Annotated in this window: 13 protein-coding genes; 1 reads left to right on the forward strand and 12 read right to left on the reverse strand. The window is 36.8% G+C overall.

What is annotated here, in order from left to right; genetic code table 11:
* Positions 1 to 422: 422 nt before the first annotated feature.
* The 12 genes from LJE12_RS14005 to LJE12_RS14060 all read right to left on the reverse strand — a co-directional run bounded on the left by LJE12_RS14005 (position 423) and on the right by LJE12_RS14060 (position 16445).
* Positions 423 to 1577, reverse strand: coding sequence for an O-antigen ligase family protein (locus LJE12_RS14005; RefSeq protein ID WP_025577843.1), 1155 nt, complete (start codon positions 1575 to 1577; stop codon positions 423 to 425).
* Positions 1578 to 1579: 2 nt separating this feature from the next.
* Positions 1580 to 2569, reverse strand: a complete 990-nt coding sequence (locus LJE12_RS14010) for a glycosyltransferase family 2 protein (protein ID WP_025577841.1) — start codon at positions 2567 to 2569, stop codon at positions 1580 to 1582.
* A 6-nt stretch (positions 2570 to 2575) separates the two neighbouring features.
* Entirely contained in the window at positions 2576 to 3988 is a 1413-nt protein-coding gene (locus LJE12_RS14015) for an oligosaccharide flippase family protein (RefSeq protein WP_025577839.1), read from the reverse strand.
* A gap of 23 nt (positions 3989 to 4011) precedes the next feature.
* The gene (locus LJE12_RS14020; RefSeq protein ID WP_025577837.1) at positions 4012 to 5175 is read right to left on the reverse strand and encodes a polysaccharide pyruvyl transferase family protein; all 1164 of its coding nucleotides are present in this window, start codon (positions 5173 to 5175) and stop codon (positions 4012 to 4014) included.
* Between the two features lie 15 nt (positions 5176 to 5190).
* Positions 5191 to 6150, reverse strand: a complete 960-nt coding sequence (locus tag LJE12_RS14025) for a glycosyltransferase family 2 protein (RefSeq protein ID WP_025577836.1) — start codon at positions 6148 to 6150, stop codon at positions 5191 to 5193.
* A 39-nt stretch (positions 6151 to 6189) separates the two neighbouring features.
* Positions 6190 to 7293, reverse strand: a complete 1104-nt coding sequence (locus tag LJE12_RS14030; protein WP_025577834.1) for a glycosyltransferase — start codon at positions 7291 to 7293, stop codon at positions 6190 to 6192.
* A 13-nt stretch (positions 7294 to 7306) separates the two neighbouring features.
* Complete coding sequence (locus LJE12_RS14035) at positions 7307 to 8272, reverse strand: glycosyltransferase family 2 protein (protein WP_025577832.1); 966 nt, start codon at positions 8270 to 8272, stop codon at positions 7307 to 7309.
* Between the two features lie 43 nt (positions 8273 to 8315).
* Positions 8316 to 11363 carry a sugar transferase gene (locus LJE12_RS14040; protein ID WP_049947357.1) on the reverse strand — a complete coding sequence of 1016 codons (3048 nt, stop codon included), beginning with the start codon at positions 11361 to 11363 and terminating at the stop codon, positions 8316 to 8318.
* 57 nt (positions 11364 to 11420) lie between these two features.
* On the reverse strand, positions 11421 to 11891 hold the full coding sequence (locus LJE12_RS14045) for a PglD-related sugar-binding protein (protein WP_025577830.1): 471 nt from the start codon (positions 11889 to 11891) through the stop codon (positions 11421 to 11423).
* Positions 11892 to 12129: 238 nt separating this feature from the next.
* Positions 12130 to 12354 (reverse strand): PglD-related sugar-binding protein, encoded by a 225-nt coding sequence (locus LJE12_RS20050; protein WP_025577828.1) that lies wholly within the window; start codon positions 12352 to 12354, stop codon positions 12130 to 12132.
* Between the two features lie 7 nt (positions 12355 to 12361).
* Positions 12362 to 14323 (reverse strand): polysaccharide biosynthesis protein, encoded by a 1962-nt coding sequence (locus LJE12_RS14055; RefSeq protein WP_025577827.1) that lies wholly within the window; start codon positions 14321 to 14323, stop codon positions 12362 to 12364.
* 37 nt (positions 14324 to 14360) lie between these two features.
* Positions 14361 to 16445 (reverse strand): Helicase associated domain protein, encoded by a 2085-nt coding sequence (locus LJE12_RS14060; protein ID WP_025577826.1) that lies wholly within the window; start codon positions 16443 to 16445, stop codon positions 14361 to 14363.
* Between the two features lie 301 nt (positions 16446 to 16746).
* Between LJE12_RS14060 and LJE12_RS14065 the strand changes: the two genes are divergently transcribed.
* Positions 16747 to 17883 carry a site-specific integrase gene (locus LJE12_RS14065; RefSeq protein WP_025577825.1) on the forward strand — a complete coding sequence of 379 codons (1137 nt, stop codon included), beginning with the start codon at positions 16747 to 16749 and terminating at the stop codon, positions 17881 to 17883.
* Positions 17884 to 18207: the final 324 nt, after the last annotated feature.

Consider the following 18207-nt stretch of genomic DNA (forward strand, 5'->3'; position numbering starts at 1 on the left):
AATTAGGATAAAATCTGACGATTTTCCTTAAGTTGACGGTAAATTGACCACATTGGGGTCAGACCCTGGAAGTTTCTTCAGATTCAAGGTGCCAATAACATGTAAATTTCCAGCCTGAGATGCTTTTAGGGCTATTTCGGGCTGGAAATTAAGGAAAATCCCTATTTTTCAAGGTTTTTTACAATCTGCCATTTTTTGAGTGTTACTTTTTCAGGAAGTTAAGGCTAATCACAACTAACACAATTGCCATAGCCCTAAGGTAATCAATCCACTTTTTTCTGTTGATTACCATATCATTGTCATTATGCGCTGATATCATACAAACACTCCATAATATTCTTTACAATCGCTACTGCAATTTTTCAAACTCCAGCAGATGTATTCTTATAATTTTTCTAATAAATTCTAATCAACTGAGTTCCTCATTCTAGCTGCTTATTTGCATATATAGCCAAACCAATCAGTATATTATATAGCATTACAAAAAAGGCATAACTAAAGTTATTCTCAGTATATCCCAAGATCATAAATGAAAAATATCCTGACAAACACACATAGTTATTTAACACTTTCCGTTTACTTAAACCATATATACGTGTAGCAATAAAAAGAGTAAAAATAATTAGACCAATAAGACCGAAACATAAAATAATATCAAGATAATTATTGTGCATCGAGTAAACTCGACCATTGTTCCAAAGTGATGTATATTGTTCTTTTCTCCACATCCCCGGTCCTATCACAAGTGTCTTAAAATCTGCTAATGCAGCATAAAAACGCCCCCATATTATTTCACGCCCAGAAAAATATGACTTACCTGTTGTATTTGCAATCCAATCCATGATTTGTTTCGGCATTGCTAAATACAATAGAGGTGCAATTGTACCCATAATTGATAGTCCACAGGTAATTATAAATAGTAATTTAGGTTTATTAAGTATTTCTCGTTTTAATAAGACAAATACTATCACAAAAACCAAAAATGCAACTTGTGCCGTTCGGCTTCTATACATAAACAATATATATAATAGCAATGCATTATAGAACATATAGCAATATTTTTTTCTCCGGTCCGGCACAAACAAATGGATGTATGAATTTATAATTATAGCAAAAAACAAATTCATAATTCCAATTGTGTTAGGATTCATTGTTGCCTGACCTGATGCTTCCCAATTCACAAAATAATTCGGGCTTTTTATTAAAGCAAGTACGTTGTAAATCAATCCAACTATGCTAATTAACTGATAGAAAGCTTTTGAGTATGATATGCTCGTAGTGTAATACATGCCAATTATCAATGTCAGAATAACATTGCATTGCCTAAGGCTTGTACCATTCAGCATACATACCATAAAAATAACGACTATAATTAAAGCCAAAGAAAGTACAACTTTTGCATCATCATTCTTTAAAGCATAAAATAACCCCCATATAATGAAAAACCAATTAAACAGAAAGAGTACATACAAAACATAATCAAACAATCCGATATTAAATAAAGGAGATGTATAAAACGCAGACAGCATGACATATAGTAGTAATAATATATTATTCTTTTTTATTTTTAACAACATAGCTAATCACCGCTCTTAAGCCTTCTATTATTTCTTTTTAGCATCGCCTTTGACATAATACTTGGTGAAATAAAATATAAAATACACGCAATTTTATTCTTAAATCTCCTTTCATACTTAAGAGGAATACCAATATTGCGACGTAACAATTTAACATATTTTTTGTATACTTCTTCATTATCATCAACAGAATTCGTTTTTACAAGCCCGTCAATAATGCTATGGTTGTATCCATACAAATGCAGTTCCCACTCATTTTTAACGCTATCAGAAAAAGAATCTATTATTTCTTTCTGTAATTCCATTGATTTAATTCCACATAAAAAACTCTTTAAATTGAAGGCTCGCATAGCGCTTTCTTGATTTGGAGTTTGGTGATACAAGGATTTCTTACAAACGGCAATCTCATTTGTGTATTTTAAGCATTCAATGTTAAATAACATTCCTTCCCCAAACCATATTGCTTCATTAAATCGAATTTGATTTTTATCTAAAAAAACTTTACTATAAATCTTATTCCAAACTGCTACAAATATATCTCCGTTGTATATGGATCCAGCTGCTATATTCTTATCTATAATAGTAAAATCATTACTGTCTATATTTGTTCTGCCGGAATCATAATAATAATTATAATTCATTCCAATTGAATGGTTCGATTCAACAATCATATTTACAAAAAATGATACATATGACGGATCAACCCAATCATCTCCATCGACAAACATAATGTAATCACCATTTGAATGATTAATTCCTACATTTCGAGCAGAGGATACGCCTCCATTTGTTTTGTGTATTGCCTTTATTCGTTTATCTCTCTGAGCTAAATCATCTATTAATTCAGGAGATCTATCTGGTGATCCATCATCAACTAAAATAATTTCTATATTATTATAATTCTGATTACATAATGACTCGACGCCCTTAACAATATATTTTTCAACATTATATATTGGCACGATGATACTAACCAAAGGTTCTTTTTTCACTATAGATTAACCCACCTTTCTTTTCACAAACTTGTTGATAATTCCTCTCAGAATAGTGGTCCAATAATTGGCATAAATAATCATAGCAATTACTAGAAGTATAATCTGGATTGTTATGCCAACATAATTATCAATAAACATTATTAGCGATGAACTTAGTAATAAAATAGTCCCCATGATGAATTCATTATTTTTAATATTAAAACGTATATACTTACGAGTATGAAAATATCTAAACAAGAATACAACAATATAACTAATACATGTAGCAATAGCAGCACCATATACTCGGAATTTTGGAATCAAAAGAAAATTCAAGCCAATGTTTACTACCGCTCCAATAGTTGCCGAAATTAAAAATCCTTTACTATCTTTATGAACATTATAAGTTGTTGACATAAACGTGCCTAACGTCAAATACACACAACCAATCACTAAAAAAGGTGTATATTTCCAGGCAACATAATATGATTTCTCTACATAAATACTTAGAAATGGCTTCATAATTGTAATCAGACCAATTCCCATTAGCATTGCTATTGAAATTAATGATTTAAAAACGCCATTATTATATTCACTCTCATCTTCGGCACCATTCTCCCTAATAGCGGAATATCCCCATGCTTGGTTAAAAATCCCTGTTAAAGTCGAAATGAGTGTTGGCAATTTATATGAAATTGCGTAAATACCATTAGCTGCACTTCCAACCATAGCTGTAACCATAACTCGATCTGATGAATTCATAATCCACCACATAAACGTATTAGGAATTAAAAAAGCCGAAAAGCTCACCATTTCTTTCATTTTCGCTGTGTTTATTCTTGTTTTTGTATATCCTTTAAAACTTTTTCCAACTACCGCCGCATACACTGCAGTTACAATATTTGCAAAAATAAATGCAGAAATGTATCCACGAACTCCCCAATCAAAAACAACCAAAAACAAAATGTTAAACAACGCTGATGTCAGAGTAAGAATTACACTTCCAATAGAATACTGAAGCAATAACTCTTTACCTCGTAAATCATACAAAAATACAGTACTAGCACCAATTGAAACATTATATATAAAAATATATATGCAGTACTCTCTAATAGGTGCAAACAAACTATACACAGGAATAAGTAATACGCCTAAAATGATAGAGATTTCAAAAATTCTAATACCAATCTTTGTAATTACCGCTCTATCGGCATCCTTATCCAGACTAAACCTCATTATTGCTTCAGAAATGTTTAAAATTAAGACCGGTGCAATCACTGCGCATAATGTGGTGATAAGATCTGCCACTCCATACTCTTCAGTTCGTAAAACACTTGTATAAAGAGGTACCAAGAAGAAGGCAATAAATTTTGATCCAAAATTGCCTATTGTAAATATCAGCGTATTTTTTGCCAAATATCTATTTCGTGATTCCACACACTTACCTCCTTATTCCCGTCTTACAAATTAATTTTTCCCTCAATTGCATCCAGTAGCAAACCAAGCGATTGCGTTCTTAAATCTTCTCTATATTCATTTACTCTCGTATAATCTATTCTCTTATGCAAATCCAAAGAGTCAATGTCATCTATTTTTACAAAGCGCTCTACTAACGCTTCATTACTTAATATGCTTATAAGACGTTCATCGTTTTTATACTGCCCATTATCCATATGAGTATTAAGTGTCAAAAATTCTTTATTAAAAATAATAGAGAATGCGGTACCGTGAAATGAATCTGTTATTATAAAATCCGAATAGTAAATATAATTCAGAAAATCTTTAGGCCCTGTATGCTGTAAGTCAACTTTAACACCATTACGGCTATATTTAACAATTCTAATCATATCCATTTGATTAGTAATCGTATATACCGGTAAGCCTAATTTTTCAGATACCTTTTTAGCTACTTGTATTCCTTCCATTTTTGTCCACATATTATACAAGAATATGTAGCGCTCATCCTTAATTCTATCTCCAAGTAACGAAGTATACATCTCTTTGTCCAATAATAATGTTGGATCCAAGGTATTATAAATCTTCATATTATAATTTAAAAATGAAGATAATTTCTCTACTCCGCTTTGTTCTCTAACCGAAATGAAATCATACTGCCTGAGCCATTTTTCAAGCCAATCTGCCGGAAATCTTTCATTCACCTGACCATCATTTACACTACAAGCATACGCAATCTTTTTACCATTAAAAGGAAATGGTAGAAAAAAAATAGGATCACAATCTACTATGTTTGTATTCCAAACTTGATCACTTCCCGTAATTATCACATCATACTTATCCGCAATGCCTCTGAAATCCGAGTCGTAAAAATACATTTCTTTACTCAAATGTAAATTTTCTTTTCTAAAACACAAAAACTTATCTCTTTGCATAGATACTTTTCTTTTAAAAGAAAGAATTCTTTTAAGCTTCCTTTTAAATCCTTTAGCATCTTTTAAGCTTGTTTCATATAAATGCCTTAGTTCTTTGGGTTCGTAATCAATAATTTCAGAATCATACCCATTCATCTTCAAGGTATTCTGTAAAGCCCATGCTTGTAGAACAGACCCATAATTTATGGCCTTGTGAAAAGTTAATATTCCAATCTTGGCAGTCTTCTTATCCATTCTTTCACCTTACTTCTAAACTTTTAATCGTTTTTTTAATAAACAACATACAAAATTAAATAGATGGACCGAGATAGTGTACATATGGTACATAATCTTATACGTTCCACCAAATATTTGTCTAACTTCCTTTGAGCCTAATATAACATTTGAGGCATTTGCATATGTAGGATTACTTGGCTCATACGGGCAGTAAATACAATATTGTAATGCATCAGCAAATAACTCTTCTCTCACAAGTTTAGCCGCTTCATAATTATGTTCTATCAAAAAATTATACTGTTCAAATCTCTGCTCGAATTCATCAGTAACATGCTTTTTAGTGATCGTATGCGTAATACTGTTATCTGATTGATAGTAATAATACAATTTTGTTTCCAATAAACAGATTTGCGAAGCTCTATCAATAACTTTATAAGTAGTCGCTAAATCTTCATAAACTCTACCTTCTGGATACTTAATATCATTAAACAAACTTCTCTTGTAAAACTTGTTCCATGAAAAGTTTCCAATATTAGGGTCGGATAAAAGCCCCATGGCCTCATCTTTGTTTAACAGACGAGATACACTTTCCACAACACTACATTTAATCTGTTCACCGTCTTTAAACTTAGTAAACCCAAACATAACAATATCCGCTTTGTTTTTCACTGCACAATCATGTACTTTTTCACATAATTCATAATCAATATAATCATCACTATCAACAAAAAGAATCCAATCACCAGTTGCATTAGATAATCCAACATTTCTTGCCTTAGATAATCCTCCATTCTTCTGGTGAATAACTTTGATTCTTGCATCATTTCTCATATATTCATCGCATATTTCAGGGCACCTATCCGGAGAACCATCTTCTACTAATATTATTTCCAGATTTGAATATGTTTGATTAATTATTGATTGTATGCAACGTGCTATAGTATCTTCCACTTTGTAAGCAGGCATAATAATACTTATCTTGTCTTTTCCCATAAAAATCCCCTCTTCATTTTTCTAATATACAATTTTTTATCATTCTAATGCATTAAAATACTTTGACATTTTTCCAACCTCTACATCAATATCAAAACATTTGGCTCTAAACCTTTCCTTTATAATAGAGTGTTCACATCTCACTTCTCCAATTGACTGTTCAATTGCATGACACCACTCCTCTACAGAGTTATCTAAACTAATTCTTATAACATTTGAATTAATAAGTCCTTCATCATTAATTGCATTTGTAGACGCAATAATAGGAATTCCATTTGCTTGAGCTTCTAATCCAACAATACTTAGCCCCTCAAATCTTGAAGGAAAAACAAACACATCAAATGCACTCAGCCAACCGCCAATATCTTTTTGCTCTCCTGCAAAGATTACATACTTTTCTAATCCCATTTGAGAAATCTCTCTAACAAGCATCTCCTTATCAGGACCGGAACCAATTAAAACCAATCTATATGATTCATCCTTTTGAATTAACTGATACATAATTACCAACAATTGACTTTGATTTTTTTGAAAATGCAGCCTTCCTATATGACCTATTACTTTGCATCCGTCTAAATCATATTCTTTACGAATATTTTCGCGCTTTAATTGATCAAATTCATACTTGTCAACATTTATAGCATTGTTTATAACTGTAGATGGGAGCTTATTTGGATAGAACCATTTTGCCGCACCGCTAGAACATGCCCAAAACTCTGTAGCTATTTTACCAATAAAATACTTATTCTTCGTGTGTAATATTTTCTGTAATAATCCACCCATATTACTTGAATTGTGGCTGTGAACAATAATATGTTTAATCCCAGATTTTCTAGCAATTTTTAAGAAATCCACATTCATCAATGAATTTAAATTTGCCCAAACTGCTACGTATTCTTTAGAATACGTCTTGAAAAAATCTTTTAGTTGTTTTTTATGTAAAAACATATTTTTACTTTTAGGAACAACATAGTACACATTTCCCTGTTTTTCAATCTCTTCCGAATAAGCAATCTTATTTTCTGACGGGCATAAAAAATCAAATTGTATACCTGTCATATTCTTGTTTAAACAGTAATTTATAAGAAAAGACTCTACACCACCTGGCGTACTAGTCATTCCAATAACTAGAATTTTTTTCATAGGTAATCTCCGATCATATGCATACCCATATTAGGAGAATCTTTCTGCTAACTGACATTTTCCAAAACAATAACTTCTTAAAATTTTGACGCACTATTTTTTTCATTTTGGCAAACTCACAAGTAAGATTCACGTCTGCCTTGTCATATCCGCATAGTTTCATTTTTCCTAATATTGTAAAATTTGCTCTTGCATAATTTATCTGTGAATACTCTGCAAGTTCAGGCCATTTCTTTTTTACATCTTTATGAATTCTCTCAAAGGCATCAATGTACTCTAAGTCTCTCTTAGATACGCTTTTTCTTGTTACACCTTCCTGGTTCTGAAAATAATTATATAATTTCTTATCAATTTTCACGACTTTCTCGCAATGAGTATAAAAATAATACGACGCCATCACATCTTCAGAAATCGTACCTTCAACAAATTTAAATTGATCTAGAACTTTTCTTTTAATTAGCTTAGTATAAATACCATAATTACTTTCCCCGCCATGTATTCTAAAAAAATTTTCAAGCGTTTGTGTTTGCGATTGCAAATAGACTGATACATTCTTTTCTCCGTCGGTAGGAATTTCCTTTCTTCCATCTGTTCGAGTTGTTTTACATTCAGCGATATCAGCTTCTGGATATTTCTTGATTGCGTTAATTAATGTTTCATACATATTTAACTGAATCCAATCATCGCTATCAACGAATCCAATCAATTCACCATTTGCAATTGCCAATCCAGCATTTCTTGCAGCACCCGCACCTGCGTTCTTTTGATGTATAACAACAACTCTATCATCCTTTGCTTTCCATTCATCGCACATGCTTGAAGATCTGTCTTTAGAACCGTCATCAATTAATATAACTTCTATGTTCTTGTATGTTTGATTTAAGACTGATTCCATACATCTTCCTAAATACTGCTCGACATTATACACAGGAATAATGATACTTATCTTAGGATCTGGACCTAATATTGATTTGTTCATAAATATGTTCGCTCCTATTCTAGAACATCAACTCTATCATCAATTATTTTTTCAAAGATGAAATCAAGTCAATTATCTCCATATACGAAGTTTTTCTATCAAACTTCATTTCCGCTAGCAGTCGTGCATTATTTCCGTATGATACGCGCATTTCTTCGGACGAGAACATCTTATTAATAGCGTTTGCCAATTCATTTGGGATCTCAGCCGGAACATTTATTCCAACAACATTATCATTTATTAATGTACAGCACTCTTTATTCTCTAATGTATTAATCATTGGTTTTCCTGCTGCAAGATAATCGCCAACCTTGTTTACAATACTTTGAGCAACACCTTTAGCAAACGAATTAATAGTAACATCAGATTTACTTAAATACGCAGCCATGGCAGGATGTGTGACATATCCAAGGAACTCAATATTATTGCAATTCAATTTTTTAGCTAATTCTTCGCATTCTACTCTCAACGGACCATCACCTAGGATTTTAAATTTAATTCTCTCATTATCTTTTATCTGACTTGCAGCTCTAACGACATTATCAATTGCATAACTATGACCAATTGAACCTGTATATATGACCCAAAACTCATTTTCTGGCTTAATAACTTTAGTAATATTGTTGGCAACTTCTTCATCAAAAGCATTAATATCGGTACCAACATATACTGTTCTATTAGGAATTGATCTTACATTATTTTTCCAAGCTCTAGATGTATACTCTTCAGATGTACCAACAACTCCATTAGCGTATGCATATGTTTTTTCAGCATCGAAATAATATGGCTTCGTTAGTATTTGGAACGGCTTGCTGAATAACGTTGACATAGCTTCAGGCCAAAGGTCTTCAATGTCAACTATAAACGGTACATTATGTTTTTTGCAAATTGCTCCCACAGTCTTTCCAATATTATTAGGTGGAATCGAACAATAAACGGCTTCATAATCCAGTATTCTTTTCTCCAATTCTTTCGAAACTTTTGCAGAAAACATAATATTGCTGACTTCTCTGCGAGGATCAATATTTTTCTTGTAAGATATGCAATCTATATAAATTACATTCAAATCTGTACTAATTGATTTATCTCTCTGTTTTTTCTCATGATGCTCATAGCTACTAGTATAAACATCTACATCATAACCATTATCTTTAAAAGTTCTAGCTATTGAATAAAAACGTGATGGACCTGCTTCTTCCGGCAGCCAAAAATACTGTGATGAGACAATTGCAATTTTCTTGTTTTTCATTTTCATATTTCCTTCTGTTTTCTGTATGCTTTCTTTTAAGGATGTGGTCTGATAAACAATGCCTTCATAAATACTCATTTCATGAGCATAAGTAGAATTTCCGAATGCTTTATTAACGAGCCCACCGATCTTACCAGGCACCTTGCCGCCAAGTAAGACAGCTGGCTTCATAATTCCACCAATCAATCTAACCTTTTTACCGGTTACTTCACCGATCTCTTTAACCATCTCACTGGTTTTAGTCCACTCACCATTCTGTGGAATAAGAACAATTGCATTCTCCTTAACTTCCTTAACCATCATAATCTGGCAAAGAAACTCACATAGATTATCTATATGAAGCATGCTACGTTCATTATCTACATTTGGAAATACAGGAAGTTTCTTTGCAAACTTGGCTAAAGTAGGATAATTACCTTTGCTGCCCTTTCCGTAAATCATAGGTGGTCTCAAAACAAAAACATGGAACGAATCATCTGCTAATTCTCGTACCGCTGCATCTGCTTGTAGTTTAGAATCACCATAGAAATTTGCAGCAAAAGGAACAGTGTGTTCATCTACAACCTTGCTCTTACCATAAGGAGCAGAATCTCCATATACAATCATAGATGACATGAATACGAAATTTTTCACTCCTTCAGCTTTTGCCTTTTCACAAACTTCTACTGCAAGATCAGTATTAACTGCGTAGTATTTTGCTTTTGTGGCCTCATCCACGTTTCCAACATCTGCATGAGCGATTCCAGCAACATGATAGATAATATCGTAGGATGAAAAATTCTTCTCTCTCCACGATCCATCAATCATATCTACCGCATCTACTTTGAGTGCTGGATAATGCTCTGTTGCATAAGTTTGGAATGCTTCTCCAATATAAGAACCTGCGCCTGTAATAAGAACTTTCTTCTCAGTTTCTATATCTACTTCAACTGGCTCACCAAAGCCAATGTGGCCAATCAACTCTTCAGAAGTCATTCCGTCTGTATAGTGACGACCAACAGTCTGCTTTTTCATCTCGCCAGTTCCTCCTTCGACAACAGAATTATCGCCACCGAAAACATGTAAACTTCCTAAGAATACCTTAGCATCCATAAGGGGACCCATCTTCTGAGCGTACTCGCCATCAAGTTTAGCCTTCACCGGAATCTCAATTTCATCACGTCCATTAATCTGTGCCCATCCGGTCAGACCTGGTTTGATGTCATTAGCGCCATATTTATCTCTCTCAGCTGTCAGAAAGTCCTGATTCCAAAGACCTGGACGCGGACCAATCACAGACATATTACCAATGAAGATATCCCAAATTTGAGGAAGCTCATCTAAACTGTGTGCTCTGATAAACTTGCCAACCTTTGTTATGTACTGTTCCGGATTTTCCAACATATGTGTTGGCTTATCGTGTGGTGTGCACATTTTCATACTTCTAAACTTATGCAATTTGAAATATCTCTTGTTTTCTCCCACTCGCTTCTGTGTGAACAGAACAGGACCTGGATCATCAATTTTGATAGCTATTGAAATTCCTAATAATAATGGACTCAGAACTACAAGTCCGCCAAAAGATAGAACTACATCAATTCCTCTCTTAACATACTTTTCATATACACCCGCCTTATGACCAGTTACACCCACTGCTTCAAGATGCCCCCTCATACCATCGGCATTTTCTTTATCATTTTCATCCTCAACAAAGATTACCTTTTTGCCCTCCATTGGATTCTTCTGATCTGGCTCATTTTTATACTGACTATTATCTTTTTTTACTTTAGCCACAACAGCTGTAGTTACAAATGCGGTTCCAAGTGTCGCTGCAACAATTCCAACAACTTTTTTCCAGCTCATAATCCTTAAACTCTCCTTAAAAGAAACTTTACTAAACTATTTCTTTTTTCATCTAATCTATTTAAATACTGTGCAGCTCTGAACTTTTGTACTTTCTGGTACTTTAGCTCCCACTGCCACAACGGCGTTACAATCAATCTGACAAAACTTACCGACAACTGCATTATGGTTAACAACAGCACCGGCACAAATGAAGCTACCATCATTAACAACAGCATTTGAGTTAACAACTGTATTCGCTTCAATCACACAACCAGTGCCAATAACAGCACTCACACTAACACAAGCCGTGGGGTGAATAAGCGTAACCAAGTTCTTCATTCTTCTTAATATCTTCTGTTTGATTTCTGGATTACCAATAGCCACAATTGAGCCATCGTACTCTCCCTCAATTTTCTCAAGATTCTCAACCTTCCCCACTGCAAGTGGGCTGTTGTCATCTAGAAAATCAACTTTATATCCTTGAGCTTCTGCCATTTCTCTAACCAATAGACCATAGCCTCCAGCTCCAACTATTAATAGTTTCATTTTTCTTTTGCACTCCTCAACAAAGCAATTATGCCCCTATCAAACATCCGATAGTGTTGCCTATCACATCGTCTGTTTCAAATAGCCCTCTACTAAAAACAAACGCTTATAATGCCCCCTGCCATAATGGTTGAATGTACATTCACAATTGCTTTAGGCTCAATAATAACTCCTTCCTGTATTTCGCAAGTTCTACTAACATAAGCGGATGGATGTATCAGAACAGGTATAGTAAATCCTATCTCTTTGATTTTTCTAATAACTGTTCTCTTAATTTGTTATTGCCAATACCTATAAAGGCATCTGCATATTCTTCTTTAAAATTTTCTAAATCAGAAATTCTTTCAATAGCTTTCTCACTATTATCGTATATCCACAATCCTCTGTGACTTCTGAAACAACCTGTCCATGACCGCCCGCACCGATTATTAAAAGTTTTCTTTTCATAAACATTCCCTATCATTTTTCTTTTACGCCGGATGATACGTAGCCACAACCTTCTGTACTCTCTCCTTCACATCATCCTTATTCTTATAAGCCGCCTCCAGCAACCCATCCAGTTCTTCCAAAAACTCCTCCACATCAAACGGAATCGGGCACCCAATATGTATCAGATCATTCTTCGTCTTCTTCAACCCTTCCTCCGCCATCAGTTTCTCCTCATACAGCTTCTCTCCAGGTCTCAATCCGCTATAAACAATCTTAATATCCACATCCGGCTTATACCCCGACAACCTGATCAGATTCCTAGCCAACGTATCAATCTTCACCGGCTCGCCCATATCCAGCACGAATATCTCTCCGCCCTTCGCATAGGTTCCTGCCAGCAGCACCAGACTCACCGCCTCCGGAATCGTCATAAAATACCTGATAATATCTGGATGTGTAACCGTAACCGGTCCACCTGCCTCAATCTGTTTCTTAAAGAGCGGAATAACCGATCCGTTACTTCCTAACACATTTCCAAACCGGACTGCCACGAATTCCGTCTGGGCGTTCTTTAATCCTTCTGCCACTTTCGGATCCACGATCACGTCATCCATACCATGAGTGAAGAGCTGCGGAATCTCATTCGCTTTTCCTTCTTTAATCTTATAGTCAAAAGCCTGAATGATCATTTCACACAAACGCTTGGATGCTCCCATAATGTTGGTTGGGTTTACCGCTTTATCTGTGCTGATCAGCACAAATCTCTTACATCCATGTGCCATCGCTGCATATGCAGTCTTATAAGTTCCCATCGCATTATTTTTAATTGCTTCACATGGACTGTCTTCCATAAGAGGTACATGCTTATGCGCCGCTGCGTGATATACGATCTCCGGTCTGTATTCATCGAATACTTTGAATATCTTTCTGCTGTCACGAACGGATCCAATAATCGTATCCAGTTTCAGATCCGGATATTTCTTCCGTAATTCCTGCTGAATGTCATACGCGTTGTTTTCATAAATATCGAACAAAATCAGATGTTTCGGATTGTGTGCCGCGATCTGTCTTGCAAGCTCAGATCCGATAGAACCAACACCTGTAACCAGAACCACTTTTCCTGTGATATACCGGAATACTTCATCCATATCCGTCTTAATCGGATCTCTTCCAAGCAAGTCTTCAATCTGAACAGGTTTCATCTTGCTTACGGATACTTCACCGGTATAAAGCTGATACATTCCCGGAAGGTTCATCAGTTCGCAACCTGTCTCATTGCAGATTCTGAGGATTTCTCTTTTATCCTCCGGTTTTGCGCTTGGAATGGCGACATAAATTTTCTCAATTCCAAACTTCGCTACCGCTTCCATGATATTCTCTCTACCGCCGAATACCGGAACATCATCTATGTATCTGCCCCATTTATTTGGATTATCATCAATGAAGCAGTAAACTCTCTCACTTGTCTCTTTGGCATGTTTAATATCGCGAAAGATCATCTGACCTGCACTTCCTGCGCCGATCAGCATGACTCTCTTCTCATATGCTGCGTCTGTATTTCTCTTTCCCCTAATCAGCAGGATAAAGCGGTATGCAAACCGGATTCCCAGTGTCAGACAGAACTGAATGATAATACCGAACGCATAATAGGAAATCGGCATTCTGTGTATACATGCATTCACTACAATTAAATGAACGACTCCTGTAAATACCGTTCCCATAATCACACGGATCAGTTCTGCATAACTTGCGAAACGCCAGATACTCTTATAAAGACGCAGAAACCAGAATACCACTACGCAGAATATTGCATAAATCCATGCTGTGTGAAAATATGTCTGCAGATAGTCTTTCTGGATTCCGCCAAATTTACAGTCAAACCGAATCCACAGTGCTGCAAAATATGACACCAGAATCGCTGTAAAGTCATATACCATCAATAACAGGGATACGATTTCCCAGTGTTCCAGTTTTTTCTTCATCTTTGTCATACTGTTACTCATTTGTATTTCTCCATATTTTTCTTTTTATTTGTCCTTTTTATTTCCAGTCCATCCCAATGCTGTCCAACTGCCTAATCCTATGTTCATCCAACACCATCCCGCTCCCCTCAGGATGTTTCCTCTTCGCCCGTATATTCGAGATCCACCTCCCCAGCTTCACTCCATTCACACTATACGAAACCGGCACATTCAGATTCCCATATTCCTCATAGTAATCTTTCGCCAGCGAATACTTCTCATTCCACTGTCTGACAGTCTTCTTCTCCGTCTTAAAACCAATCTCCCTAAGCCGTTCCAACTGTCTCTCTTCCAATGAACTCCGACATGCATTTTTCTCACCAAACTGGCTCCCAATCTCCGCGAGCCATCTTCCCAGCGGCACCCCATTCTCCGTCACATACTTCACCGGAACCTCCAACTCCCCATGCTCCAGATAATACCTTTGTGCCTCCCGGAAGTACTCTTCCCATTTCTCCCCATTCCGGTCCCAAATCATCCCTAACTTCTCTAACTCTCCCTGCTGTTCCTTCGTCAGCGCCTGATCCAGTCCCTTATTCTTCACCTTCGTCCTCAAATTACAGACCCATCTCCCAAGCCTGAACCCATTCTCCGTCACATATCTAGCCTTAACATCCAGATTCCCATGCTCCTCAAAATAAGCCTGCAATTCTCTCAACGCCTCATTCCAGCTCTGGTCCTTACTGTCCCAGACCATCCCGATCTCATCCAGCTTCCTGACCTTCTCCTCACTCAGATTCCCGTTCACCGAACCCGCACGGACCCTGCGCTGCGTCTGAATCCAGCTTCCAAGCGTAAGCCCTGTCTGCGTCAGATAACTCTTCGGAACTTTCAGATTCCCTTTCTCCCGGTAATACTGCCTTGCGGCAATATAATAGGTTTCCCAGGCGGAACTTAAATTCGTCTGCAGTTTCTGGAAAAGCATCCTGCAGTCCTTCGTCTCATCCGTAATGTGGAAACGCTCACTAAAGCGGAACCCCTTCCCATACGTCGTCGGAAACAGCACAAATGCTTCTTCCATTTCTTTCTTCAGACAGTCAATACAAGAAAGGCTGTCAAAATTATTAACCAGGTCAAAAATAACCGGTGTCTTCCCGCTGCCCGCTGACAATGCACGCCCGATCTGCTGAAGATAAATGATCGGCGACACCGTCGGACGCAGAAGAATCACACCGTCCACATCATCCACATGAACCCCTTCATTGAGCATATCAATGCAGAAAAGAAGCTTCAGATGTGCACTGTTATCCTTCTTAAATTCCCTGAATTCTCTGTCTGTAGCAGTATCGTTATAAAACGCTGTATAGATCCGCGGCTCACGGTCTACCCGGCGAAACCACGTACTGACCTGCCCTTTCATTTCGTCCATATGTTCTTTACCGGAACAAAAGACGATATATTTTCCATTTTTCTTTTCCATGTGCTTCTCAAACACAATGTCCAGCCCCTCTGCCTGTTCCAGTGCGCGGCGCAGCTGCTCAAGCAGTTTCTGGTTCTCTGTGATGAGGCCCTGATTCGATAACGCCTGGATTCTTTTCTTTAACTGATCCAGTTCTTTCTTATATGAATACATGGCTATCACATATTTCGGTTCCGGGAGTATTCCCCGGACGATAGCTTCTCCGAGTGTCATCTCGGATGCGATCTTTCCATCAAAAATCTCCTCTGCCATATTTCTCTGGTTGTCCAGATAGCGGATATTGGTCGCAGACAGCCCGAGTCTCTTCGCATTTGGACAGGCGTTCAGAAGCTTCCTGACGCTTTTGCCCCATTCTGCGGCACCACAGCGATGAAATTCATCCAGGATGATGTAATCCGGATGCAGGGTTTCAATGCTGTCTTCGTTCTTCATCAGACGGCTGTAGGACATGAATTGGATGTTATCGAATTCCATTCCGAGGTTCTCCAGCTGTGTCTGATAGATATATTCACTTGGTGAAAGCCATAGGAATTTCTCTGATGGATGTTCCTCTGCCAGCTTAAATGCGATCAGGGATTTCCCTGTGCCTGTAGGGTGGATGACTGCTGCCATTTTCTCCCGCTCAAGCATGGCGGTAACTGAGTTATATGCTTCCTGATTGTGTTTGAAAAGATGTATGCTCATTTCGGTATTCCTCCAAAGTACACAAAAAGAGGAATTCAGATTTCGCAGATTGTTTTAATCTGCGAAATGGGCACATACGCGCCAACCTCCCCAATTTTATTAAATTTCTTATCAAATCACTGCTAATATAATATGCTGAATAAGTCATTTTGTCAATAAATGGCGATTTATTTAGTTCATTATAACATAAACTGACCAATTTATTTAGTGCTTTTTGTAAGAAAATCAATCTGACTGCTGGAAAGTATCTCCATTACGGGTCAGAATCGTGGTCAGGAGCCCTAGAAAGGAGTTTTTTATTTTGGCAAGACGAGGAGAAAACATACGAAAAAGAAGTGACGGCAGATGGGAAGGCCGATATCTGATCCATATAAATGGAAGCAAAAAATATCGTTCCGTATATGCCCCTTCTTATAATGAAGTAAAACAGAAACTCTTTAACAGCAAGAAAGAATCTGAGATTACTCTGCTCTCCCAAAAAGAGCAGACAGCTCCCCTAAACGCCAGTGCTGATATGAGTCTTGATGAAATCGGTCAGTTGTGGCTTATTTATATTAAGGATAATCGCAAGTACTCCACCTACAGAAAATATGCCAACATCTATGATATGCATATCCAGGATATTTTTGGCAGTCTGACAGCAGACGAAATCAGCCTGGAAATCATAGAGAAAGCCCTGCCAAAGGAGATGTCCGCCAGTCTATATAAAAGTATCTACTGTGTACTGAATCAGATTTTATCTTATGGAAACCGATACTGCGGCACTCCGAAAATTCATTTAAAAACAGAAAAGCTGCGGACAGTTCCCAAACCTGTGCAGACAATAAACGCTACGGACCAGCAGAAGCTATGCCGCTATCTGCTCTCAGATCTTGATTCATGCAAGCTTGGCATTCTGATATGCCTGTATATGGGACTGAGACTCGGGGAAATCTGTGCCTTAAAATGGGAAGATATCGATTTCCAGAGAAAAACGATTCATATTAACAGGACTGTCCAAAGAATTCAGGTCGGGCAGGGGGATCAGAAAACGATTCTGTATGAAGGACCGCCCAAAACGCTCTGCTCTGTCCGTGAGATCCCGATTCCGGAATTTCTCTTTCCACTTCTTCTCTCTTGTAAGGATGAGGGGGGTTATGTGTTGAATAAATTTTCCCCGATGGAACCACGTACTTACCAGTATAAGTTTTATTCTTATCTGAATAAAGCATATATAAAGAAGTCTCACTTTCACGCACTGCGCCATACATTTGCGACAAACTGTATCAGCAATGGGGCTGATGTCAAGAGTGTCAGCGAAATGCTTGGCCATTCTAATGTAAATATCACTTTGAATAAATATGTCCATCCATCTATGGATACCAAGCGGAACATTCTGGATTCGCTTTCTTCTATCTCATCTATAAATGGTCAGATCAGTGGTCGGATCATTTCTTAATCTTTGATCTCATGCACGTTTCCGGTGCCCATTTCGCAGATTAAAACAATCTGCGAAATCTCTGTACGTGAGTAGTCCATCCGGCGTTTTTTAGATGCGCGGATGGATTTTTTCTCTGTTGTTATAGAACTATTTGTTCTTTTTATTATATTATACTCTGCTCTTTCACGCAAGTAAAATATCAGACAGTTATCGTTCTATCGTTCTTGCCATGGACATGCTTTCTAAAATATCTCTGTATAAATAAAATACCCGCTACAAAAGATATTATACATATCTGTCCGCAGCGGGTGTTTTATAAATTTTCGAAAATCACATCGGATC

Source organism: Blautia sp. DFI.6.71 (assembly GCF_020593585.1).
Classification (GTDB): Bacteria; Bacillota; Clostridia; order Lachnospirales; family Lachnospiraceae; genus Blautia_A; species Blautia_A wexlerae.

What these genes read in the sequence shown, in the direction of transcription:
- LJE12_RS14055 (WP_025577827.1), bottom strand. Translation starts at nt 14,323, where the DNA reads ATGAGTAACAGTATGACAAAGATGAAGAAAAAACTGGAACACTGGGAA.
- LJE12_RS14020 (WP_025577837.1), bottom strand. Translation starts at nt 5,175, where the DNA reads ATGGATAAGAAGACTGCCAAGATTGGAATATTAACTTTTCACAAGGCC.
- LJE12_RS14025 (WP_025577836.1), bottom strand. Translation starts at nt 6,150, where the DNA reads ATGGGAAAAGACAAGATAAGTATTATTATGCCTGCTTACAAAGTGGAA.
- LJE12_RS14045 (WP_025577830.1), bottom strand. Translation starts at nt 11,891, where the DNA reads ATGAAACTATTAATAGTTGGAGCTGGAGGCTATGGTCTATTGGTTAGA.
- LJE12_RS14060 (WP_025577826.1), bottom strand. Translation starts at nt 16,445, where the DNA reads ATGAGCATACATCTTTTCAAACACAATCAGGAAGCATATAACTCAGTT.
- LJE12_RS14030 (WP_025577834.1), bottom strand. Translation starts at nt 7,293, where the DNA reads ATGAAAAAAATTCTAGTTATTGGAATGACTAGTACGCCAGGTGGTGTA.
- LJE12_RS14035 (WP_025577832.1), bottom strand. Translation starts at nt 8,272, where the DNA reads ATGAACAAATCAATATTAGGTCCAGATCCTAAGATAAGTATCATTATT.
- LJE12_RS14040 (WP_049947357.1), bottom strand. Translation starts at nt 11,363, where the DNA reads ATGAGCTGGAAAAAAGTTGTTGGAATTGTTGCAGCGACACTTGGAACC.
- LJE12_RS14005 (WP_025577843.1), bottom strand. Translation starts at nt 1,577, where the DNA reads ATGTTGTTAAAAATAAAAAAGAATAATATATTATTACTACTATATGTC.
- LJE12_RS20050 (WP_025577828.1), bottom strand. Translation starts at nt 12,354, where the DNA reads ATGATAGGGAATGTTTATGAAAAGAAAACTTTTAATAATCGGTGCGGG.